The following is a 21063-nucleotide window of genomic DNA, read 5'->3' as shown; positions in this document are numbered from 1 at the left end:
GCAGGGCAGCGATCAGCCGCAGTGCGGATGTGCTGCCCTTAGGCTGTAGCCACGCATTCCGCGCTGATCCGATCCGCTGCTGCCAGCACGCCGCCAGCTTGTCGTGTGGGTCGCAACTGGAGATCCCCCATGACCGACGTGGCGACCCCGCCACCGGCCGACGCACCACCGTCCGGTGGTTTCCTCGGTCTGATGAAGATGTCCCCGGGCCTGCTCGGCCTGGCTGCCCTCACTGCCATCGCTTCGGCGGCCTTGAGCGTGGCGCCGTTCTGGTGCCTGTACCGGGTGGTGCAGCAGCTGCTGTCCAGTACGCCGGACGCGCAGGTGATCCGGCAGGCGCTGGCCTGGGCCCTGGGGCTGCTGGCTCTGCGCTGGGCGCTGATGGCGGTCAGCCATGTACTCGCCCACCGTGGCGCGTTTTCGGTGCAGCACCGCGTGCGCGTGGCGATGGCGCGGCGGCTGGGCGAGGTGCCGATGTCCTTCTTTGCCCATCGCGGCAGCGGCAGCCTGCGGCGCACGCTCAACGACGATGTCAATGCGATGGAAGGCTTCCTTGCCCATATGCTGCCCGATGCGGCCGCCGCGGCGATGGTGCCGCTGGCCGCGCTGGCGCTGCTGTTTGCGGCCGATTGGCGCCTGGCGCTGGCCTCGCTGACGCCGTTGCCGGTCGCGGTGGCCATCCAGTGGTGGCTGATGTCGCGCTCGGGCGCGCGCATGATGGAATGGAGCGCGCTGCAGAAGCGCATTGCCGATCGCGTGGGCGAATACGTACGCGGTGTGCATGTGGTCAAGGCCTTTGGGCTGTCCGCGCGTTCCTTCGGTGAACTGGCTGATGCGGTGCGCGGCGCAGTGGCCTGGGTGGCCGACTATGCGCGGGTCAGTGCCGGTGGCTGGGTGCTGTTCGTCGGGCTGCTCACCGCCAACGTGGTGGTGATTGCCCCCTTGGGCGCGTGGCTGCTGATGCGCGGCTCGCTGGACTTGGCCACCTGGGTGCTGTTCCTGCTGGTGGCGCCGGTGGTGCTGGCGCCGCTGCTGCGCCTGACCTATGCGCTGGGCGAGCAGATGCATCGGGTCGCCTCGTTGCAGCGTATGGAAGCGTTGCTGCACGCGCCGGCGTTGTCCGAGCCGTTGAACCCACAGCAGCCTGCCGCACCGCATGCGCTGGCCTTCGTCGGGGTGAGCCATCGCTACGGCGGGAAGCCGGCGCTGCAGCGGGTCAGCTTCCGTGCCGAGGCGGGATGCACCACTGCCCTGGTCGGTGCTTCCGGCTCAGGCAAGAGTACCCTGCTGCGGCTGCTGCCACGGTTGTACGACGTGCAGGAAGGTGCGGTGAGCGTGGGCGATGTGGACGTGCGCGGCTGGGCGCTGGATGCGCTGCTCGCACAGATATCGGTGGTGCTGCAGGACGTGCATCTGTTCCACGGCACAGTGCGCGACAACCTGCTGCTGGCACGCCCGCAGGCCGATGAGGCTGCGCTGATGGCCGCTGCCAAGGCGGCACGCGCACATGACTTCATCATGGCCCTGCCGCAGGGCTACGACACGCCACTGGGCGAGCGTGGCACGCGCCTGTCCGGCGGTGAGCGCCAGCGCCTGTCCATCGCCCGTGCCCTGCTGAAGGATGCCCCGGTGCTGCTGCTGGACGAGGCCACTTCGCATGCCGATGCCGAGAACGCCGGGTTGATCCGCGAGGCGCTGAAGACGGTCTGCGCCGGGCGCACCGTGCTGATGGTGGCCCACCACCTGGACAGCGTGGTCGATGCGGACCACATCGTGGTGATGGACGGCGGGCAGGTGGCCGGGCAGGGCACGCACGACGAGTTGATCGCCGGGTGCCAGGCGTATCAACAACTCTGGAAGGATTACAGCGCCGCCAGTGGCTGGAGCCTGGGCGCGGAAGGAGGTGCGGCATGATCCGCGAACTGGTGCAGTCCGGCTACACACTGTCGGGCACACGCGATGCGCGGCTGACGCGCGGCCTGGTGTGGTCGGCCATTGAAGGGGTGTTCGCGGCGGCGCCGTATCCGCTGCTCTACCTGTTGCTGCGTGATGCGTTCACGGGCCAGCTGCAGGGCCCGCGCATCGCCTGGCTGGCAGCGGGCATGGCGCTGTGCGTGGTGCTGCGCATCGTGGCCGGTTCGCGCGGCATGCCGCTGGTGTTCACCGGTGCCTATGCGCTGATGGGCGAAGCGCGGCTGCGCATCGCCGACCACCTGCGACGCCTGCCGATGGGCTGGTTCACCCGCCAGCGCGGTGGCGATCTTGCCGCCCGGCTGACCTCGGATCTGGAGCTGGTGGAGAACCTGTGGTCGCATTTCCTGGGCGTGTTCGTGACCGGGGTGGCGATGCCGCTGGGGCTGCTGGCCTTCCTGCTGTGGCTGGACTGGCGGCTGGCGCTGGTGGTGGCTGCCACGGTGCCGCTGGCCGTACTGGCGCTGATGGTGGCGCAGTGGAAGGCGGGTGCTGCGGGCGCCCGGGTGATGGAGGCCAGTGCAACGGCCAATGCCGAGCTGCAGGACTACCTGCAGGGCATCGCCACTCTCCGCAGCTTCGGCCGGTTCGGCCAAGCCTGGACCCGCCTGCAGTCAGCACTGGACGAACAGCATCGCGCTGTGATCGAGGTGGAAACGCGCCCGGCGCCCTGGGTTGCGGCATATGGCTTCGTGCTTGAAACCGGGTTTGTGCTGCTGGCCGTGGCCGGTGTCTGGCTGTCGGCGCACGGTCGCCTGCCCGCGGCCAGCCTGGTGGCGTTCCTGGTCCTGGCCGCGCCGCTGTACCGGCAGTTGTTCGACCTTGGGCTGTCGGTGCTGCTGCTGCGTTTCGGGCGCCGCGCGCTGGCGCGCATCGAGCAGCTGCTGCAGGTGGCGGTGCTGGATGAGCCTGCCGTACCGCTGCTGCCGGGCGGGCAGGACATCGAGCTGCGTGATGTGCATTTCAGCTACGACGGCGAAAGCGGCGCGGCCCTGCAGGGCATCAGCACGGTACTGCCTGCGCGGCGCCTGACCGCGGTGGTCGGCCCCAGCGGTTCGGGCAAGAGCACCCTGGTGCACCTGATCGCGCGCCTGTGGGATGTGGATGAGGGTGCCATCCTGCTGGGTGGCACGGACCTGCGTGAGATCGGGACCGATGTGCTGCACGGCCAGGTCGCGATGGTCTTCCAGGACGTGGTGCTGTTCTCCGGCAGCGTGCTGGACAATCTGCGCATCGGCCGCATCGAGGCCAGCCGCGAGCAGGTGGAGGAGGCCGCAAAGCGCGCGCAGGCACATGACTTCATCATGGCCCTGCCGCAGGGCTATGACACGTTGCTGGAGGAAGGGGGAGCGTCGCTGTCCGGTGGCGAGCGCCAGCGCATCTCGATTGCCCGCGCGCTGCTGAAGGATGCCCCCGTGCTGTTGCTGGACGAGGCGACGGCCAGCGTGGACCCGACCGCCGAGGTCCAGATCCGCAGGGCGATGACCGCGCTGGCGGCCGGGCGCACCGTGGTGGTCATCGCACACCGGCTGCAGAGCATCCGCCATGCCGACCACATCGTGGTGCTGGAGCAGGGCCGGCTGGTGGAGCAGGGCAGGCATGACACGCTTCGCGCTGCGGGAGGCACCTATGCGCGTCTGTGGACCGCGCAGCAAGGGGCCGGCCATGCGGATGCGATGTTGTGACGGGATTGCCTACGCATTTGCCAGGCCATCTGCGACACTGAGCCCAGGCTTCATGGCACGCCCCCCATGTCACTCGCGTCGGCGCAGCAGATCGGTGAAGTACTGCAGCAGTCCTACGGCATCACCGCCACGGCGGTGGTGCCACGCGTGGTCGGTGCCGACGCCAATGCAAACGTTTTCCGCATCGATGCGCGCGGCAGCCAATGGTGGTTGAAGTGCCGTCGCTATCAGGTGGCCCCGATCGTGTGGGACAGCCTGCACTGGCTGCGCAGCACGCTGGGCATCGAGGAAATCGTGGCGCCGTGGCCGTCGGCGGCCGGCGGTGCTTCGGTGCAGCGCTGGGGCCTGCAGTTCACCCTGTTCCCGTACATTGAAGGGCAATCCGGCTTCGAGGCGCCGTTGAGCACGGTGCAGTGGCGGCGCCTGGGCGACGTGCTGCGCCGGTTTCACTCGGCGCAGCTGCCGGGCGCGCTGGCCGAAGGATTGCCGCAGCCGTCGCTGGCATGTGATGCCCTGCAGACGGTCGGCCAGTGGCTGCAGCAGCCGGCAACGTTGCCGGCCGCGCAGGACCGATGGGGCCGGGCCTTCCACGTGATGTGGACGCGGCAGCGCGACCGCATCGCCACGCTGCATGATCGCGCGGGGGTGCTGCAGCTGGCATTGGCCGAGCGGCAGCCGCAGCTGCACCCCTGCCATACCGATCTGCATGCCGGCAATGTGCTGATGGGGCAGGACGGTGCGCTGCATCTCATCGATTGGGATGGCCTGTCACTGGCGCCGCGCGAACGCGATCTGATGTTCGTGGGGGCGGCCGTGGGCGGGCGCTGGGGGCGCGAGCGTCCGCAGGGCTTTGCCGAAGGGTATGGCGATGACCTCGGTGATCGGCGGTGGATCGCCTGGTACCGGCACGCGCGCATCCTGCGGGACCTGGTGCAGTTCCAGCAGATGTTGATGGGAGGCGAGGGCGCGTACCGGCCGCCGCAGCACCGGCGACAGGCGCTGCATCACCTGGGAGAGGTGTTCGCGCCGGGAAATGTGTTCTGTGCGGCGGAGCGGGCTTACAGCGCGGTGTAGGGGTTTCGGCAGGGCTGCGCCCTGCACCTGCCGAGGCAACGTCACCGTCAAAAGCCAGAGCGGCATTCCGTGGGATGGCGGGGCACTGTGGGTAATGGCGACTGCGCGGCTGTTGGTAGGTGTCGACCTTGGTCGACACATCTGTCAGATATCGAATGAATTCATCCGTGTCGACCAAGGTCGACGCCCACCAGAGCAGATTGCCGTTTCGACAGCCCGCAGCAAGCTGTCGAAGGCGGGGTGGATCCGGTTGAGGGGGCGTGAGCCGCATGGGCCCGGGGCATGCCTCGGGCGGGTAACCCGCTCTTGAAGTTGACGTTGCCGTTGCCTCGGCAGGTGCAGGGCGCAGCCCTGCCGAACAGCCCTTACTCGGCCGGCTTGGCTGCCGCCGTCGCCGCCACGCTCGCTGCCCGCCGGGCCAGCACGGCCTCGCGGTGTGCGATGTACGCGTTCGCAGCCAGGATGATGCCGGCACCGATCAACGTCCAACGGTCCACGCTCTCATCGAACAACAGCCATCCACACAGCGTCACCAGTGGCAGCTGCAGGAAACTGATCGGCGTCAGGGCCGACACCTCGCCCAGGCGCAGGGCGCGTGTCCACAGCAGCTGGCCCACCGTACCCATCACGCCCGTGGCTACCAGCCACACCCAGGCCATGCCGGTGGGCCAGACCCACACGAACACTGCCGGCACCAGCGACAGCGGCACCCAGAACACGTAGGTGTAGAGCACCACGGTGTCGGCGCTGTCCACGCGGGTCAGCTGCTTGATCTGGATCGCGACCAGCGAACTGAGCAGGGCTGCAGCCACCGCGATCAGGCTGCCGGCGCTGAACCCCGCCGTGCCCGGCCTGACGATGACCAGCACGCCGATGAACCCCACCACCACTGCTGCCCAGCGCCGCACGCGCACGGTTTCACCCAGCCACAGCACGGCGGCAATGGTGACGAACAACGGGGTGGAATAGGACAGCGAGACGGCCTGCGCCAACGGCAGGTGGCCCAGCGCCCAGAACGCGCACAGCATCGAGCCCAGGCCGATTGCGCTGCGCACGAAGTAGCGGGGCAGCTGCTGGGTCTTCAGCGGCGCGCGTCCCGGGCGCAGCAGCATCGGCAACAGGGCCAGCAGGCCGAAGGCGTTGCGGAAGAACGCCACTTCCTGGGTCGGCACGTAGCGGGTCGCATAGCGGATGGCCACGGCCATCAGGCCGAACGCCATCGTGCTGGCGAGCATCAGCAGCGCCGCCCGCGCCGGGGTGGCGAGCGCGGGCCGTGCCGTGGCGTTCACCACTGGGCGCCGAGCAGGCGCGGCTCCGGTTCGATCGGCACGCCGAATTTCTCCAGCACCGAGGCGGAGATGCGCCGCGCCAGGTCCAGCAGTTCGGCGCCGGTGGCGTTGCCGTGGTTGACCAGCACCAAGGCATGGCTGGCGGCCACGCCGGCGTCGCCTTCGCGGAAACCCTTCCAGCCGCAGGCGTCGATCATCCACGCGGCCGAGACCTTGCGCTGGTCATCGCGTTCGGCCGGGAAGACCGGCAACTCGGGGAAGTGCTGCAGCAGCACGTCAACCTGTTCCAGCGGCAGCACCGGGTTCTTGAAGAAGCTGCCGGCGTTGCCGAGCAGGTCCGGGTCGGGCAGCTTGCGGCGGCGGATGGCGATGACCGCATTGGCCACGTCCACCGCGCTGGGCAGCTCCACGCCCTGGGCCTGCAGTTCCTCGCGGATGCCGGCGTAGTCCATGCGCAGGTCGTGCAGCAGGGGCAGCTTCAGTTCGATGGCGGTGATCAGGTAGCGGTCCGGCTGCTGCTTGAACACGCTGTCGCGGTAACCGAATCCGCACTGTTCGTTGTCCATGCGCACCCAGGCCTGTTCCTGGCAGTCCCAGGCTTCGACGGTCTGGATGAACTCGCCCACCTGCGCACCGTAAGCGCCGATGTTCTGGATGGGTGCCGCACCGGCGGTGCCGGGAATCAGGGCGAGGTTTTCCAGACCGGACAGGCCTTCCTGCAGCGACCACATCACCAGGCCATGCCAGGACACACCGGCACCGGCGCGGATGACCGCATGGTCGGCGCGGTGTTCAAGGAAGCTGATGTCGCGGTTGCCGAACACCAGCACGGTGCCCGGCAGATCGCCGGCAATGAGCACGTTGCTGCCGCTGCCCAGTACCAGCAGCGGGCCGTTGGCCACGCTGGGCAGGGCCAGCACGTCCGGCAACAGGGCAGGGTCGTGCAGTTCCAGCAGCTGCGCCGCGTTGGCGCGCACATGGAACGTGTTCAGCGCCTGCAGCGGTGCGTTATCGGTAAGGGTCCAGCGCAGCGGTGCGGCGGAGGTGTCGTGGCCGTCCATGGGCGCGCTCACAGCGGCGCCACCGCGCCACGGCTGGGCGCTTCGCGGCGGCGACGGATCGCCTCCACGCATTCGGCCACCAGCGACGGGCCACGGTAGATCAGGCCGCTGTAGCACTGCACCAGGGCGGCGCCGGCGGCCATCTTGGCTACGGCGTCGGCACCGGAGAGGATGCCGCCGACGCCCACCAGGGGCACCGACTCGGGCAGGCGCGCGCGCAGGCGACGCAGCACCAGGGTCGACTGGTCCAGCACCGGCGCACCGGACAGGCCGCCGGCCTCGCTGGCCAGCGGGTCGCCGGCGATGCCGCTGCGATCGATGGTGGTGTTGGTGGCGATCACGCCGTCCACCTGCAGTTCGCCCAGCACGCGGGCGGCGGCGTCAATGTCGCGCTCGCTCAGGTCAGGCGCCACCTTCACCAGCATCGGCACACGGCGGCCGTGCTGCGCGGCCAGGGCTTCCTGGCGGTCACGCAGCTGGCTGACCAGCTGGCGCAGCGCGGTCTCTTCCTGCAGTTCGCGCAGGCCGGCGGTGTTGGGCGAGGAAATGTTGACGGTGATGTAGTCGGCCAGTGGGTACACCTTGTCCAGGCAGGCGATGTAGTCATCCACCGCCTGCTCGTTGGGGGTGTCCTTGTTCTTGCCGATGTTGATGCCGAGCAGGCCACGGCGGTTGCGCGCGCGCTCGACGTTGCGCACCAGGGCATCGACACCGGCATTGTTGAAGCCCATGCGGTTGATGATGGCCTGGTGCGCCGGCAGCCGGAACAGCCGCGGCTTCGGGTTGCCATCCTGCGGGCGCGGGGTGATGGTGCCGATCTCGACGAAGCCGAAACCCAGCGCGAACAAGGCATCGATGTGCTCGCCGTTCTTGTCCAGGCCGGCGGCCAGGCCGACCGGATTGGGGAAGGTCAGCCCGAACACGGTGCTCGGCATCGGCGCGATGCGTGCGGCCAGCAGCGGCGTGGTGCCGGTGCGGTAGGCCAGGTCCAGTGCGGACAGGCCAAGGCCGTGGGCGCGCTCGGCGTCGAGCGAGAACAGGAAGGGGCGGGCAAGCGAATACATGCGTCGGTTCAGTCCAGCGTGCCGAGGAAGGCTCGGGTTCGATATTCAAAGGCGACCTGTCCATCCACCGCATGGGTGTTGAACAGGTCCTGCAACGCAGCCAGCATCGGCGCATGGCGCTCGTGTCCAGGCTGCGGTGCGTAGGAGGAAGACAGCAGGCGCCCGCGCAGGGCGTCGAAGTCCAGGTGCTGCACGTTGGGCAGCTCGATCATGCCGCGCAGGCCGGGGCCGAACCAGGCCTGCATGGTGGCATCGTCCTGGTAGCGCTCTGCCACCGCGGTGTAATCGGTGCCGTAGTCCAGCAGCAGCTGCTCGTAGCCGACCAGGAACGGGCTGGCATCGAGCAGGCGCGAATTCCAGTAGACCAGGGCCAGTCCGCCCGGGTGCAGGATGCGCTTCCATTCGGCACGCACCGCCACGGTGTCGAACCAGTGGAAGGCCTGCGCGGCGCTGACCAGATCGACGCTGGCATCGGCCAGCCCGGTCGCCTCGGCGCGGCCATCGACGGCGCGGAACAGCGGAAACTGCGGTGCCAGCCACTCCTCGGCGGCCGCGCGCATGGCCGCATTGGGCTCTACCGCCACCAGCGGATGGCCCGAAGCCAGGAACTGGCGGCTGGAAATGCCGGTGCCGGCACCGATGTCGGCGACCCGCGCCGTGGCCGGTACCGCCATCGGGCCGTGCAGCCAGTCGATCAGGGCGCTGGGGTAGTCCGGGCGGTAGCGCACATAGTCGGCGACCCGGCTGCTGAAGCGTTCAGTGCTGTCCGACGCGCTCATGGCGGTCAGTTCGACAGCGTGGCCAGCCAGGCCAGGCCGCCGAAGAACAGGACGATGACCAGCAGGCCCAGGCCCAGCATGATCACGTTCAGCCAGCCCAGGATCAGGCCGGTCAGGGCCAGGCCATCGCCTTCGAGTTCGGCCGGGCGGCGGCGGATTTCGCTGCGTGCCATGTGTCCGGTGATGATGGCCACGATGCTGGCGACGAAGGGCAGCACGGTCCAGCTGGCAATGCCCAACACGAGGCTGAGGACGGCCAGGCCGCTTGTCTGTCGGGGTGCCACGCTCATGGGGATCCTCCTTGGCAGTGCGCACATGATAGTGCCTGCGGGCCGCCAAGCCCATGGGCGGCAGCGCGGCGCAGGGGTAGGCGTCGACCTTGGTCGACGGAGAGTGCCAACCGAGGTTGGCAGCTACCGGGGAATCGCAGCTGCGGCGTTGGTAGGCGTCGACCTTGGTCGACGGAGGGCGCCAACCAAGGTTGGCGGCTACCGGGGAATCGCAGCTGCGGCTTTGGTGGGCGTCGACCTTGGTCGACGGAGAGTGCCAACCAAGGTTGGCAGCTACCGGGGAATCGCAGCTGCGGCTTTGGTAGGCGTCGACCTTGGTCGACGGAGAGCACCAACCAAGGTTGGCAGCTACCGGGGAATGGCAGCTTCGGCTTTGGTAGGCGTCGACCTTGGTCGACGGAAAGCGCCAACCAAGGTTGGCAGCGACCGGGGCGGAAACATCAGCCCATCAACACCTGGCCACCATCGACGTTCAGCACGTGGCCGGTGATCCAGCGCGCCAGCGGCGAGCACAGGAACAGCGCGGCATCGGCGATCTCGCGCGGGTGGCCGAAACGGCCGAAGGGAATCCGCGCCAGGGTGGCCTGGTACAGCGCGGGATCGTCCACACGCCGACGGTCCCACAGGCCGTCGGCAAACTCGATCGAGCCCGGTGCGATGGCGTTGACCCGGATGCGGTCCGCCGCCAATGCCAGCGCCTGCGAGGTGGTGTAGTGCGAGAGTGCGGCCTTGGCCGCCGCATACGGTGCACCGCCGGGGCGGGGCTGCTGGGCGGCGATCGAGGACAGGTTGAGGATGCAGGCGGCATCCGAGGCCCGCAGCCAGGGCAGGGCCAGGCGGGAGGCACGTACGGCCGCCATCAGGTCGATCTGCAGGCTCGCCGCCCAGCCGTCCTCGTCATCGGCCATGCCGTAGCCGGTGGCGTTGTTCACCAGCACGTCGATGCCACCGAGCGCTTCGGCGGCGGTCTGCAGCCAGCTGCTGATCTGCTCGATCTCGGCCAGATCGGCCGCCACAACATGCAGCGGCGTGCCCTGTGCCTCGGCGTCGGCCTGCAGTGCCTGCAGCCCGGGCAGGCCGCGGGCACAGACCGACACCCGTGCCCCGGCGCCGGCAAACGCCAGCGCCAGTTCACGGCCGATGCCCTTGCTGCCGCCGGCGATGAGCACGCGGCGGCCGCTGAAGTCAATCACCGGTAGAGCCGAGCCATGCTCGGCTGCACTTCCTGCAGTGTTCATGGCCCGTCCTGCCGAGCATGGCTCGGCACTACAAAACAGCGTTACAGGTCGAACTTGATGCCCTGGGCCAGCGGCAGCGAATCCGAGTAGTTGATGGTGTTGGTCTGGCGGCGCATGTAGACCTTCCATGCATCGGAGCCCGACTCACGGCCACCACCGGTGTCCTTCTCGCCACCGAAGGCACCGCCGATCTCCGCACCGGACGTGCCGATGTTGATGTTGGCGATGCCGCAGTCGCTGCCGGCGGCCGAGAGGAACTTCTCGGCGGTCTTCAGGTTCTGGGTGAAGATCGAGGACGACAGACCCTGCGGCACGCCGTTCTGCATGTCGATGGCTTCATCGAGGCTGTCGTACGGCATGACGTACAGGATCGGCGCGAAGGTCTCGTGCTGGACCACCGCGTCGCTGTTCTTCAGGCCCGACACAATGGCCGGCAGCACGAAGTTGCCTGCACGATCGATGCGGGTGCCGCCGGTTTCGATGGTGCCGCCGGCGGCCTTGGCCTGGGCGATGGCATCGAGGAACTGCTGCACGGCGCCGTCGCTGTTCAGCGGGCCCATCAGGTTGGCGGCATCGGTCGGATCACCGATCTTGCCTTCCACCTGCTTGTAGGCCTTGACCAGGGTGGCCAGCACGTCGGCGTAGATCGAGCGGTGCACGATCAGGCGGCGGGTGGTGGTGCAGCGCTGGCCGGCGGTGCCGACGGCGCCAAACACGATGCCCGGCACGGCCAGCTTCAGGTCGGCGGTCTCGTCGAGGATGATGGCGTTGTTGCCGCCCAGCTCCAGCAGGCAGCGGCCCAGGCGGCGGGCGACCTTCTCGTTGACCGTGCGGCCGACCTGGGTCGAGCCGGTGAAGCTGATCAGCGGCACGCGGCGGTCGTCCACCAGCTTTTCCGACAGCGCGGTGCCGGCGTCGTTGACCAGGAAGAAGATGTCCGGGAAACCGGCTTCGCGCAGCGCGTCGTTGCAGATGCGCATGGAGGCGATGGCGGTCAGCGGGGTCTTGTTGGACGGCTTCCAGATGCAGATGTCACCGCAGATGGCGGCCAGGAAGGCATTCCAGCTCCACACCGCGACCGGGAAGTTGAAGGCCGAGATGATGCCGACCAGGCCCAGCGGGTGGTACTGCTCGTACATGCGGTGGCCGGGGCGCTCCGAATGCATGGTGTAGCCATACAGCATGCGGCTCTGGCCGACGGCGAAATCGGCGATGTCGATCATCTCCTGCACTTCGCCGTCACCTTCGGGCTTGCTCTTGCCCATTTCCAGGGCGACCAGCGAACCCAGCGCGTCCTTGTGCCTGCGCAGCGCTTCGCCGCACAGGCGCACGGCTTCGCCGCGGCGCGGGGCCGGGGTGGTGCGCCAGGTCTTGTAGGCCTCCTGCGCACGGGCGATGACCGTCTCGTACTCGGCCTCGGTGGTGGCGCGGACCTGCGCGATCGGCTCGCCGGTGGTCGGGTTGACCGGGGTGATCAGCTCACCGCCGATAGCGCTCGACCATTCCCCGTTGCCCAGGTAGGTGCCAGCGTTGATCGCGTCCAGACCAAGGGACTTGAGCAGCTCGGAAGACATGCAGACTCCTGTGTTTCGTTACGTTGTTGGCGCCACCGCGGGCAGGTGGGGGTCGCGGCGGACTGAACCGGCGATGGTAGCAGAGGGCTGTGGCGGGGCTTTGGTGCAGTGCGGGGTGGGGCGTCAATTCCTTGACGGCGGGCGTCACGATTTCGCAGGGGGGCGTACGCGCCACAACTGATAAAAATCAGTCACCTATGTCTCGCTTGCCGAGCCGATTGCGACAAGTTGACGCCCGCTTTCTGCTATCTTTTGTGACGGAGTTCAGACACAATCCTGACGAAGTCAATCAAACCGCATTCAGATGCGCGCATGGGCTGGGAAGCCCGGCGCAGCTCGGGATCATGTCCTGATCCGCGGAACCGCCTGAGGAGAAGTTGTGTGCTACATGGATCTGTAGAGAGTCTTTCCAGCCATCCCGGCCGATCACGTCGTCGTGTCGAGGCCCGTGCCGCGCTCGAGCTGGCCCTGCGCCTGGGGGATATGGTCGTCATCCCCATCATGGCCATCGTTTCCCATGTGGCGTTCTATGGTTCGGCAGCGCCGGACCCGTCGCAGCGCGTGGTATTTGGCGCGGTCCTGCTGAGCGCGATGGTCTGCTTCATGATCGGCCCGGTCTACCGCGGCTGGCGTGGGCGTGGCCTGGTGGTGGATCTGTGGATACTGCTGCTGGCGTGGTCGTGCACCTTCGGCTTGTTCTCGTTCTACGCCGTGCTGGTGGATATGGCAGGTGCTGTTCCGACGCGCTGGCTGCTGGCCTGGTATGTCTCAGGCCTGCTCGGCATGGTCGGCGTGCGCGTTCTGCTGCGGGTGCAGTTGCACCGCCTGCGTGCGCGTGGCCTGGACCGCGAGCGCGTGCTGCTGGTGGGTCTGCGTTCTTCAGGGTTGAAACTTCACCGACTGCTGCGTGGCAAGCCTGAGCTGGGAAAGGAAGTGATCGGCTACTTCTCCGCCGCGGGTGATCTGGCTGTCCGCCGTGGCGGCGATGCACCCCGCTGCCTGGGGGCGCTGGCTGACCTGCCGCGCTACATGGACCAGCATCGTGGCGAGTTCGATCAACTGTGGGTGTCGATGACGCCGGGCGACGCCGGTGACATGAAGGCGATGCTGAAGCAGATCGAGCGTTTCCCGGTGCCGGTGCGGCTGATTCCGGACACGACCGGTTGGGGCACCCTGAACCCGGGCGTGCACCAGGTTGGCGACGTGCCGATGATCGGTGTGCGCCAAGGGCTGGCGGACCACAATTTCCGCCTGGCCAAGCGGGTGGAAGACATCCTTGTGGCCGGTCTGGCGGTCATCATGCTGGCGCCGGTGTTCGCGGTGCTGGCGATTGGTGTGAAGCTGAGTTCGCCCGGCCCGGTGCTGTTCCGCCAGCGCCGCCATGGCCTGGGGGGCAAGGAATTTTCGATGCTGAAGTTCCGTTCGATGCGGGTGCATGCCGAGGGCTCCTCCGACAAGATCACCCAGGCCACGCGCAATGATCCGCGCGTGACCCGTTTTGGCGCGTTCCTGCGCCGCAGCAGCCTGGATGAGCTGCCTCAGTTCTTCAATGTGCTGGGCGGCAGCATGTCGGTGGTGGGGCCGCGGCCGCACGCCGTGCAGCACAACAATCACTATGAGCGCCTGATCGACCGCTACATGCATCGCCACTACGTCAAGCCCGGAATCACCGGCTGGGCGCAGGTACACGGGCTGCGCGGCGAGACCCCCGAGCTGCGCTCGATGAAGAAGCGCGTGCAGTACGACATCGATTACATCCGCCGCTGGAGCCCAACCCTCGATCTGCGCATCATTGTGATGACCGCATTCAAGGTGCTGGGGCAGAAGTCGGCATACTAGGAATCGAGGCTGCTGCCGGCGACGCGCCGGCACTGGCTGCCTGGAAGCGCGCGGCCCGCAGTAGTGGCCGGGTGCTGCGTTTCACGTACTGAAGAACTGATGGAATCCGTTGTCCGTGTTCAAGAATATTCTGGTTGTATGTGTCGGCAACATCTGCCGCAGTCCCTCCGCTGAGGTGATGCTGCGTGAAGCGGTACAGGGCAAGGGCATCACGGTGTCCTCTGCCGGTCTGGGTGCTCTGGTCAACCATGGGGTCGATGCCACTGCGCAGGCACTGCTGGTCGAGCATGGTCTGGATGGCAGCAGCCATCGTGCGCGGCAGATCGACCGCGGCATCCTGGCGGCTTCTGACCTGGTGCTGGTGATGGAGCGCAAGCACGTTCATCGCATCATCGAGATCGCGCCTGAAGCGTCGGGCAAGACCTTCCTGCTCGGCAAGTGGCAGTCCGACCGCGAGATTCCCGATCCGTACCGCCAGCAGCGCGCTGCTTTCGAGCACGTGTATGCGCTGATGGACGAGGGCGTGAAGAGTTGGGTGCGCTACCTCTGAAGGCCCGGAAGGCTTTAGGGTGTGCTGCAGATGGAAGGCCGGGAGCCGTGAGGCTCCCGGCCTTTTTCATTCGCCTACGTTGCGCAGGTTGTCGTAGAAGAAGCGTTCGTCACGGTCGCCGGTCATGCCGTACAGGCCATACTTGCGACCCAGCATCGCGCCGCCGTCTCGAATGAGGGGGTTCCAGTTGAACGCTGCACGGCCGCGCGTGGAACGGGGCAGGAAGCCGTCAAGCGGAATGCTGAAGTAGATGCCCTTGTCGAAACTGCCTTCGCCGAAGTCGCGTGCCGAGACATTGGTCTTGGTCGCATACGCACCCATGGTCACGCCGTTGTCGAATACGCGGGCCAGGTCCAGCGTGGCGCCCTTGTCACCGGCAAGGTACTGGCCAACCGACAGCGATCCGACGATGCGCTCGCGTGCGTCGAAGGCGTAGAAGAACGTGGCGTGGCCGGTAGTGATCCGGTAGTCGCGCAGGCCAAAGTGCTGGTCGTAGTCGCGCTGCTGCACCCGATTGAGGTTGGCGCCGACAGCCCAGCGTTCGCCGCTGGGTCGATACAGCAGTTCACCACCGACGCCGGCGTACATCCACTCCAGGTAGCCCGCGTAGGCGATGCCATACAGGTCTGGCGCCAGTCGGCCTGCGATGTTTGCCTGCAGGTTTGGCAGCATGACGTCGGACGTGGTCAGGTACTGACGAATGTCCGTGCGCACGCGGGGCAGGCGGCTCGGGGCGTTGTATTTGAACTTGTGATAGTTGTTGGTGATGTCGGCGCTGACGGTGCCGGTCAGCCAGATGTTGTCACGCAGGAACAGGCTGCCTGAGTAGTTGGCCGCCACCTGGTACAGGATGAAACCATCGGGACCGCCGAGGTTCTGCCGGTAACCGATGTTGAAACCGCCGCCGTACGGGGACCGTTTGGGCTTGTACAGCGTTTCGCGTGCGCGCATGTCCGGTGCCTGCAGCTCGGTGCTTCGGCGCAGGACATCTTCGCTGACCGTACCGTCGAGGTAGCCCGCGAACGCCTCGCGGTTGATCGACAGGTCGGCAATGGGCATGCCCACGCGGGTGGTGCGCAGGGTGAACCAGTCGTAGTCGTCGCCGGTTGCGTTGGCGAGAATGCGCGTCGCGCGCCCCAGGCCCTTTGCGGCATGCAGATAGCGCAGCTGGTAGCCGTCGATGTACAGCTCGTCGCCGCGACGGGAAATGCGTTCGACACGGAAGCCGGCATTGCGTTGCAGTTCTGCGCTGAGCGCTGCCCAGTCAGGAGTCTCCGTCGACCCGGTTGCGGTGGCGCGATCGCCGGCTCCCGCCGTGCGGGCAGCAGACACGTCCGCTTCGGGCAGCAACCGCTGCGGCGGCGGGTCGAACGGTTTCGGTGCCGCCGGTGTATTGCCCGGGTTGCCGCGCAGCGTCAACGAGAACATCGCTGCATCGCCGCGTTCCCAGGCGGCGGTCAGTTCGACGTTACGGTTCGGTACATAGACCAGTCCCACGTTGATGGGGGTGCGCTGGCGCAGGTTGTTGTTGCGTGGCTCGCGGCGGTAGTCGTTGCCGTCGTACTCGACCTTGAGCAGCAGTTCGTCCATCGGCGTCTGGTAGGTGATGCCGCCGAAGATGCCGACCGGGCCCTTGAACATGTTGCTGAGGCCAAATTTACCCGCCTGGGTGATATCACTGCTGGCGATCGGCCGTCGATCCTTGAAGCGATCATCGATGGCACCAAGCGGATTGGAGAAATCGCCGCGGTTGCCTATGTAGCCGGTTGCAAAACCGAGCGAGGCATCAATTGGGCCGAAATTCTTGTTGGCCACGACGTATTCGCTGGAGAAGAAGCCGGTGCCACCGAGATCACGGACGCCGAAGGCGACCTCCGGGAGGAGGCGGGATTCCTGCCACAGTCGCACTTTGAAGTCGATCGACTTGTCCTTGTAGTGCTGGTCACCGGCAACACTGGGACCGTACAGCAGGTTGTTGACGTTGATGTAGCGGAATGAGGCCTCCAGCCAAGGCAGAGGCTGCATCGTCAGGTTGTAGCGTGCATACGGGGCGTTGTAGGACGCTGTGAAGCTCAGGTCGCCGTCGTCACCCATGCGCGCGGTCGGCGTCTGCAGCAGGCCGATGCCACCCCATTCACTGGCGGTCGGGGGCGGCGCCTCCTGTGCGTGCAGCGCGCAGGACAGCGAAAGGGCGAGCGCGCTCAGCGCGAAACGGGCGGGGCGCTCCAGGCGCGCACGCGGGTTGGGCTGGGTCATCACGGGCTGACAGGCTGGGTAGCGATGAAGGCGGCAAAATCGCTGTTGAACAGCGGATCGATGTGCTTGAGGAGTGAGGCGCGCAGGGGGACGAACAGCGTGCCGCCGGCCGCGATGGCCTGGGTATCGGCGCGGTTCCACAGGGCGATGCCCAACTGCTGGACCCGTCCGTCGGGCTGGATCACGAAGATGTCATTGCGGTCGGCGAGGTCGCTCGCTTGGCAGTCGCGAAGATAGTCGCGCGCGTCGCGCTGCGGCACGTGGGGCAGGGTGCAGCGTTGTTCGACGGCGCCCATTACGGTGATCGTGCCCGGTTTCAGTGGGAAGCGCAGCGTGTCGCCGGCAGCAAGTACCGGATTGTTTACAGGCTGTACCTGGATCAGGCGCGCGGCACTGGCGATGGGCGTACGACCGGTAGCAGCATGCGTGCCCAGCCAGTCCTGCAGCGTGCGTCCCAGGGTGGCAACCTGGGTGTCGCTGGATTCGGTCAGCTTGCCTGTGCCGTACTGCAGGCCTGCGCGCAGGCGCACCTGGCTCTCCAGGGCCTGTGGCCGTTCGAAGCTGGCGCCCAGCAGGTAGGCATCAGCGCTTGGGCGGGCCAGCAGCAGTGCATCGGCAAGGCGCGCATTGGTGGCCATGTCGTGCGTGCCGCTCGCTTCTGCGGCGCCTTCAATGCGTACCTGGGCGGCCTGGGTGCCGCCCGCTGCAAGCAGTGCGGCGAAGATGACCGCGCCGGAAAGTCGAAACGTCATGGCTCAGTCCTTGGCCGGGCGATAGGGTTTGAGCTGGGTCAGCTCCGCGATGCGGCCGGGCGCCAGATGCTGGCGGCTCTTCCAGATGAAGCCGGTGGCCGGATCGGCCCAGTAGACATTGCGACCGCGCAGGCCGCCCTGCAGTTGTTCGTCGAACCGTTGCAGGGTGCGACGGGTGCCGAGGATATCCACCTCTTCCAACGCGCCCTTGCTCAGGGTGCCGGTCACGGCCACGTCGACCTGGTAGGCCGGCACCCAGTCGTAACGGCGCTGCACCGTCACCGGCGTCGTCACCGTGCGCAGGTCGTCGAAAGGCGAGGCGCCTTCAATGCGGGCGTGCCATTGCTGGCCCAGGCCGCTGCCACCCAGCAGCAGCCCGTGGCGGTCCAGCTCGAACACGGCGTGCGAGCCGGCGTACCACTGCTGGCGGCCCCCATCGACGTAGCCCAGCACGGCCACCGCCACGATGTCAGGTGTCTCCACCTGCATCTGCGGGAAGCGGTTGCTGGCTACGCCCTCGGCTGTAGCTTGCGCCGGGCGGTACGTGATCAGCCGGAACGTGTCCGCCGTGGACCGGCTGCCAATGGTGCAGCCAGTGAACACCAGAGCCGCGAGGACGGCGGGCAGCAGCGCGCCGCGCGCGGGCCATGCCGACCGCTTGCTGGCCGCATCCATGCGGGTCACGTCAGTTGTCCCTGACTTCGGTGCCGGTACGCGCTGCGTTGTACAGGATGCTGGTGAAAGGCAGCAGCTGGTTCACGAAGCGGTTCCAGCGGCTGACGCCGGCAGCACCGACGAACACGACGTCGCCCGGCTGCAGATGGAACTGGCTGCCGGCCGCGAATGCGGTGGGCGAGCGCGCCTCCAGCTGGTAGACCATCGAGGGCTCCTGCAGCAGGTCGGTACTGCCGCGGATGACGTACACGGCGTTGCCATTGGCTGTCTGCTGCAGCAGGCCGCGTGCACGGCCCAGTGCCTGGTTCAGTGAGACGTCGCCGGTGCGGAAGCTGTAAGCGCCCGGCAGGTTCACTTCGCCGACGACGAAGATCTCCTTGCGATCAAGGTACGGAACGAAGATCGAGTCGCCATCCTTCAGGAACAGCTGGCGGCCACCGAACTCGCGGGCCAGGGTTTCCAGGTTGATGGTATGGGTGGTGCCATCGCGGCTGAGCTGGATGCCCGACAGGTCGGCCTGTGCGCTGTTCAGTCCAGCCTGGCTGATCGCATCGGCCAGCGTCAGTGGTGACGTGCCCAGGGCAATCGGCGAGGAGCGCTCGGCAGCGCCGGTGACCCAGACGCGCTGGCTGCCGTAGGTGAGGACAGACACGTCAACCTGTGGTGACTCCACGTACTTTGCCAGGCGGCGGCTGATCTCTTCGCGGATCTCCACGGGCGTCTTGCCTGAGGCCGTCACCTTGCCGATGTATGGGTAGAACAGCGTGCCATCGCTCTGCACCAGGCGGCCTGCCAAGGTGCCCTGCTGCTGCGGGCCGGCCGGCACGGTCAATTCCGGATGATCCCAGACGGTGACATACAGGATGTCACCGACACCGACCTTGTATGGCTCGGGCTGGTAATCGAACAGCGCTGCCGGCAGCGTCTTCTGCGCGCGCGAAGCATTTTCCTGTGCGATCAGTTTCGGGGTGATGGTGACGATTTCCAGCTGGCCGTCGCCGCTGTGTCGGTCAACGGCCACGTCGCTGCGGCGCAGGTGCTGGCCCGGCGCGAGTGCGCAGCCGGACAGGGCCAGCACGGTGAGGGCGGCAGCAAGGAGGCGAGGGGTGGTGATAGTCATGAGAAGGTAAATTCTGGCAGGCATAAAAAACCCCCGCCGGGTCGCGCCCGGCGAGGGCCTGTGTGGTACGCGGTGCGCCGATCAGCCGCCGGTGCCGCCCGTACCACCGGTGCCGCCCGTGCCACCGGTACCGCCGGTGCCACCCGTGCCGCCGGTGCCGGGGCCGCCCGGGCCCGGGCCGCCGGGATCGGTGCCGCCGCCGCCATCATTGCTGCCGCTGGTGCTGTCGCCGCCGACGCTGTAGGCCACGGCAGCCGCCGCGACCGCAATCACGGTGGTGCCAACCACGGCAGCGGTCGAGACGCCCGCAGCCTCCGCGCCGGCAACTTCAGCTGCGGCTGCATCCGAGGAGGACTCTGCGCCAGCCGTTGCCTGCGCGTCCTGCGCGAAGCTCATCATCGGGGAGGCGGAAAAGGCCGCCAGGGCCATAACTGAGATCGTCTTCTTGAACATGGGAGGCCTGCTCCGTCAGGGAAAATTCCAACCGTATGTTCGGGTGCGGAACCGTGGCTGTCAAGGTTTGTGACATTCGGTGTCAATGATGCCGTCTGGTCGCTGCGGGCTGGCTGCGGAGGTCGTGTCTGTCCAGTGCGCGCTCGCGCCCGGACAGCGCCTTCGCGGTGGCTTTCACTAGGTCATGGGTATGCAGATCTGCGAGCAGAACGGGGAAAGCTGTGGCCACTGCAATGGCCAGCAGCGCAGTGCGTCCGCGCACGGCTACAGAACGTGCAGACGCCTGCGCGTTGCGCAGCACGCAGGCGGTCGCGGTCAACCCCAGGGCAAGGCCGATGAGGATCTCGGACAGGGAGTGCGCCCGCAGCGGAAGGCGGGACGCGGCAATGGCAACGGCGAGGAGGGCGCCTGCCAGTGCCCATGCCCAAGGGCGATGGCTGCGGCCGCACGCCAGCAGCCAGAGCGCGATGGGGTAGATCGTGCTGGACATTGCAGCGTGGCCGGAGATGCCGGTGAAATCCAGCGACTCGATACCCAGGCCCCAGCCCATGAACGCGATCTTGCTGACCAGGGTGATGCCGGCCACAACGCCGATGGCGGCCGACCACCGCCAGAGCAGGCGGCGGTGCACGGTTGGCAGGAACACCGCCAGGATGGCAGCAAGGGGGAGGAGGGCGCGGCTGTCGCCAATCGCGGACAGACTCTCCCAGGCGATCATCATGTGGTGGCCGTGCTGCTGGAGCGGGTGGGGTCGCACAGGATAGCGGGGCCGGTCGCATCCGCGGCAGCGCGCGACTTGGTCCATTCAGCCAGACGCGGTATCCTTCCCTGCTGCAGATGGCCCCGTAGCTCAGCTGGATAGAGCGTCCCCCTCCTAAGGGGAAGGTCGCCCGTTCGAATCGGGCCGGGGTCACCAAGTCGTCAGGGCTTCGTCCTCGCGCCCGCAGCTTCCCAACATCCATCCGCATCCCATTGCCGGAAATGTGTATCACCCTGCAGAACGGCAGCCACGATTGCCCTTAGGGTAAAGCTGCAGCGCAGGTCGGCCGCTCCTTCGCACGGCAACCGCCTGGCCGCGTTCCCTCCAGTCCGGAGCATCCCGTGGATCTGTTGCTTGCCATCGGCGAGGTAGTGCTGGTGTTCGTCTGCCTGCTGGGGCTGGTGCATGTTGCCGAACGGGTCTGGCGCCGCCGCAAGCGGTAAGGGGGCGGGGTGGACTTCCGGTCCCCATGAATTCGCGCTAATGTCCGCAAATCGTGACCAACATCACATTTGGGGCTGCTCATGTACGCGCGTCGATTTCGCTATGCGTACCGGAAAGTGCGGGAGTGGCATGTGGGTGCGGTCCGCGCGGGCTGGCTGGCGCTTCGCTATGGCCTGACCGGAGACACCG

General features: G+C 67.2%; 18 protein-coding genes and 1 tRNA gene. 6 read left to right on the top strand and 13 right to left on the bottom strand.

What is annotated here, in order from left to right; genetic code table 11:
• The first annotated feature begins 129 nt into the window (after window positions 1–129).
• The 3 genes from VER16_RS08865 to VER16_RS08855 all read left to right on the top strand — a co-directional run bounded on the left by VER16_RS08865 (window position 130) and on the right by VER16_RS08855 (window position 4730).
• Window positions 130–1914 (top strand): ABC transporter ATP-binding protein, encoded by a 1785-nt coding sequence (locus tag VER16_RS08865; protein WP_324807285.1) that lies wholly within the window; start codon window positions 130–132, stop codon window positions 1912–1914.
• Window positions 1911–3656 carry an ABC transporter ATP-binding protein gene (locus VER16_RS08860; protein WP_324807284.1) on the top strand — a complete coding sequence of 582 codons (1746 nt, stop codon included), beginning with the start codon at window positions 1911–1913 and terminating at the stop codon, window positions 3654–3656. Before VER16_RS08865 ends, VER16_RS08860 begins: the two co-directional genes overlap by 4 nt.
• A gap of 66 nt (window positions 3657–3722) precedes the next feature.
• Window positions 3723–4730 carry an aminoglycoside phosphotransferase family protein gene (locus tag VER16_RS08855; protein WP_324807283.1) on the top strand — a complete coding sequence of 336 codons (1008 nt, stop codon included), beginning with the start codon at window positions 3723–3725 and terminating at the stop codon, window positions 4728–4730.
• A 365-nt stretch (window positions 4731–5095) separates the two neighbouring features.
• On the opposite strand, the gene VER16_RS08850 is transcribed toward VER16_RS08855, so the two are convergent.
• The 7 genes from VER16_RS08850 to VER16_RS08820 all read right to left on the bottom strand — a co-directional run bounded on the left by VER16_RS08850 (window position 5096) and on the right by VER16_RS08820 (window position 12025).
• Entirely contained in the window at window positions 5096–5965 is an 870-nt protein-coding gene (locus VER16_RS08850) for a DMT family transporter (RefSeq protein ID WP_324807381.1), read from the bottom strand.
• 50 nt (window positions 5966–6015) lie between these two features.
• Complete coding sequence (murB, locus tag VER16_RS08845) at window positions 6016–7080, bottom strand: UDP-N-acetylmuramate dehydrogenase (protein ID WP_324807281.1); 1065 nt, start codon at window positions 7078–7080, stop codon at window positions 6016–6018.
• 8 nt (window positions 7081–7088) lie between these two features.
• Window positions 7089–8144 carry a quinone-dependent dihydroorotate dehydrogenase gene (locus VER16_RS08840; RefSeq protein ID WP_324807280.1) on the bottom strand — a complete coding sequence of 352 codons (1056 nt, stop codon included), beginning with the start codon at window positions 8142–8144 and terminating at the stop codon, window positions 7089–7091.
• Between the two features lie 8 nt (window positions 8145–8152).
• Window positions 8153–8923 carry a class I SAM-dependent methyltransferase gene (locus tag VER16_RS08835; protein WP_324807279.1) on the bottom strand — a complete coding sequence of 257 codons (771 nt, stop codon included), beginning with the start codon at window positions 8921–8923 and terminating at the stop codon, window positions 8153–8155.
• 5 nt (window positions 8924–8928) lie between these two features.
• On the bottom strand, window positions 8929–9213 hold the full coding sequence (locus tag VER16_RS08830) for a DUF4190 domain-containing protein (RefSeq protein ID WP_150454371.1): 285 nt from the start codon (window positions 9211–9213) through the stop codon (window positions 8929–8931).
• 440 nt (window positions 9214–9653) lie between these two features.
• Window positions 9654–10451, bottom strand: coding sequence for an SDR family NAD(P)-dependent oxidoreductase (locus VER16_RS08825; RefSeq protein WP_324807275.1), 798 nt, complete (start codon window positions 10449–10451; stop codon window positions 9654–9656).
• Between the two features lie 41 nt (window positions 10452–10492).
• The gene (locus VER16_RS08820) at window positions 10493–12025 is read right to left on the bottom strand and encodes an aldehyde dehydrogenase family protein (RefSeq protein WP_324807274.1); all 1533 of its coding nucleotides are present in this window, start codon (window positions 12023–12025) and stop codon (window positions 10493–10495) included.
• A gap of 483 nt (window positions 12026–12508) precedes the next feature.
• Between VER16_RS08820 and VER16_RS08815 the strand changes: the two genes are divergently transcribed.
• On the top strand, window positions 12509–13864 hold the full coding sequence (locus VER16_RS08815; RefSeq protein ID WP_324807272.1) for an undecaprenyl-phosphate glucose phosphotransferase: 1356 nt from the start codon (window positions 12509–12511) through the stop codon (window positions 13862–13864).
• Between the two features lie 115 nt (window positions 13865–13979).
• The gene (locus VER16_RS08810; RefSeq protein ID WP_324807270.1) at window positions 13980–14414 is read left to right on the top strand and encodes a low molecular weight protein-tyrosine-phosphatase; all 435 of its coding nucleotides are present in this window, start codon (window positions 13980–13982) and stop codon (window positions 14412–14414) included.
• Window positions 14415–14480: 66 nt separating this feature from the next.
• Here the strand turns inward: VER16_RS08810 and VER16_RS08805 are convergent, their stop codons facing one another.
• The 6 genes from VER16_RS08805 to VER16_RS08780 form a co-directional block, all read right to left on the bottom strand.
• The gene (locus VER16_RS08805) at window positions 14481–16670 is read right to left on the bottom strand and encodes a YjbH domain-containing protein (protein WP_324807268.1); all 2190 of its coding nucleotides are present in this window, start codon (window positions 16668–16670) and stop codon (window positions 14481–14483) included.
• Window positions 16670–17422, bottom strand: coding sequence for a capsule biosynthesis GfcC family protein (locus VER16_RS08800; RefSeq protein WP_324807266.1), 753 nt, complete (start codon window positions 17420–17422; stop codon window positions 16670–16672). The genes VER16_RS08805 and VER16_RS08800 overlap by 1 nt, the downstream gene beginning before the upstream one ends.
• A 3-nt stretch (window positions 17423–17425) precedes the next feature.
• Entirely contained in the window at window positions 17426–18097 is a 672-nt protein-coding gene (locus VER16_RS08795; protein WP_324807379.1) for a YjbF family lipoprotein, read from the bottom strand.
• A 10-nt stretch (window positions 18098–18107) separates the two neighbouring features.
• The gene (locus VER16_RS08790; RefSeq protein ID WP_324807264.1) at window positions 18108–19217 is read right to left on the bottom strand and encodes a polysaccharide biosynthesis/export family protein; all 1110 of its coding nucleotides are present in this window, start codon (window positions 19215–19217) and stop codon (window positions 18108–18110) included.
• A gap of 81 nt (window positions 19218–19298) precedes the next feature.
• Window positions 19299–19670, bottom strand: a complete 372-nt coding sequence (locus VER16_RS08785; protein WP_324807262.1) for a hypothetical protein — start codon at window positions 19668–19670, stop codon at window positions 19299–19301.
• Window positions 19671–19752: 82 nt separating this feature from the next.
• Complete coding sequence (locus tag VER16_RS08780) at window positions 19753–20391, bottom strand: phosphatase PAP2 family protein (RefSeq protein WP_324807260.1); 639 nt, start codon at window positions 20389–20391, stop codon at window positions 19753–19755.
• Window positions 20392–20509: 118 nt separating this feature from the next.
• On the opposite strand from VER16_RS08780, the gene VER16_RS08775 reads away from it, so the two are divergent.
• Window positions 20510–20586: transfer RNA gene (locus tag VER16_RS08775), tRNA-Arg, on the top strand.
• Window positions 20587–21063: the final 477 nt, after the last annotated feature.

This window comes from Stenotrophomonas sp. (assembly GCF_035634915.1).
Lineage (GTDB): Bacteria > Pseudomonadota > Gammaproteobacteria > Xanthomonadales > Xanthomonadaceae > Stenotrophomonas.
This window is presented reverse-complemented; position numbering and strand designations above follow the sequence as displayed.

What these genes read in the sequence shown, in the direction of transcription:
- VER16_RS08820 (WP_324807274.1), bottom strand. Translation starts at nt 12,025, where the DNA reads ATGTCTTCCGAGCTGCTCAAGTCCCTTGGTCTGGACGCGATCAACGCT.
- murB (WP_324807281.1), bottom strand. Translation starts at nt 7,080, where the DNA reads ATGGACGGCCACGACACCTCCGCCGCACCGCTGCGCTGGACCCTTACC.
- VER16_RS08830 (WP_150454371.1), bottom strand. Translation starts at nt 9,213, where the DNA reads ATGAGCGTGGCACCCCGACAGACAAGCGGCCTGGCCGTCCTCAGCCTC.
- VER16_RS08825 (WP_324807275.1), bottom strand. Translation starts at nt 10,451, where the DNA reads ATGAACACTGCAGGAAGTGCAGCCGAGCATGGCTCGGCTCTACCGGTG.
- VER16_RS08855 (WP_324807283.1), top strand. Translation starts at nt 3,723, where the DNA reads ATGTCACTCGCGTCGGCGCAGCAGATCGGTGAAGTACTGCAGCAGTCC.
- VER16_RS08800 (WP_324807266.1), bottom strand. Translation starts at nt 17,422, where the DNA reads ATGACGTTTCGACTTTCCGGCGCGGTCATCTTCGCCGCACTGCTTGCA.
- VER16_RS08795 (WP_324807379.1), bottom strand. Translation starts at nt 18,097, where the DNA reads ATGGATGCGGCCAGCAAGCGGTCGGCATGGCCCGCGCGCGGCGCGCTG.
- VER16_RS08860 (WP_324807284.1), top strand. Translation starts at nt 1,911, where the DNA reads ATGATCCGCGAACTGGTGCAGTCCGGCTACACACTGTCGGGCACACGC.
- VER16_RS08805 (WP_324807268.1), bottom strand. Translation starts at nt 16,670, where the DNA reads ATGACCCAGCCCAACCCGCGTGCGCGCCTGGAGCGCCCCGCCCGTTTC.
- VER16_RS08835 (WP_324807279.1), bottom strand. Translation starts at nt 8,923, where the DNA reads ATGAGCGCGTCGGACAGCACTGAACGCTTCAGCAGCCGGGTCGCCGAC.
- VER16_RS08850 (WP_324807381.1), bottom strand. Translation starts at nt 5,965, where the DNA reads ATGCTCGCCAGCACGATGGCGTTCGGCCTGATGGCCGTGGCCATCCGC.
- VER16_RS08840 (WP_324807280.1), bottom strand. Translation starts at nt 8,144, where the DNA reads ATGTATTCGCTTGCCCGCCCCTTCCTGTTCTCGCTCGACGCCGAGCGC.
- VER16_RS08780 (WP_324807260.1), bottom strand. Translation starts at nt 20,391, where the DNA reads ATGATGATCGCCTGGGAGAGTCTGTCCGCGATTGGCGACAGCCGCGCC.
- VER16_RS08785 (WP_324807262.1), bottom strand. Translation starts at nt 19,670, where the DNA reads ATGTTCAAGAAGACGATCTCAGTTATGGCCCTGGCGGCCTTTTCCGCC.
- VER16_RS08815 (WP_324807272.1), top strand. Translation starts at nt 12,509, where the DNA reads ATGGTCGTCATCCCCATCATGGCCATCGTTTCCCATGTGGCGTTCTAT.
- VER16_RS08790 (WP_324807264.1), bottom strand. Translation starts at nt 19,217, where the DNA reads ATGACTATCACCACCCCTCGCCTCCTTGCTGCCGCCCTCACCGTGCTG.
- VER16_RS08865 (WP_324807285.1), top strand. Translation starts at nt 130, where the DNA reads ATGACCGACGTGGCGACCCCGCCACCGGCCGACGCACCACCGTCCGGT.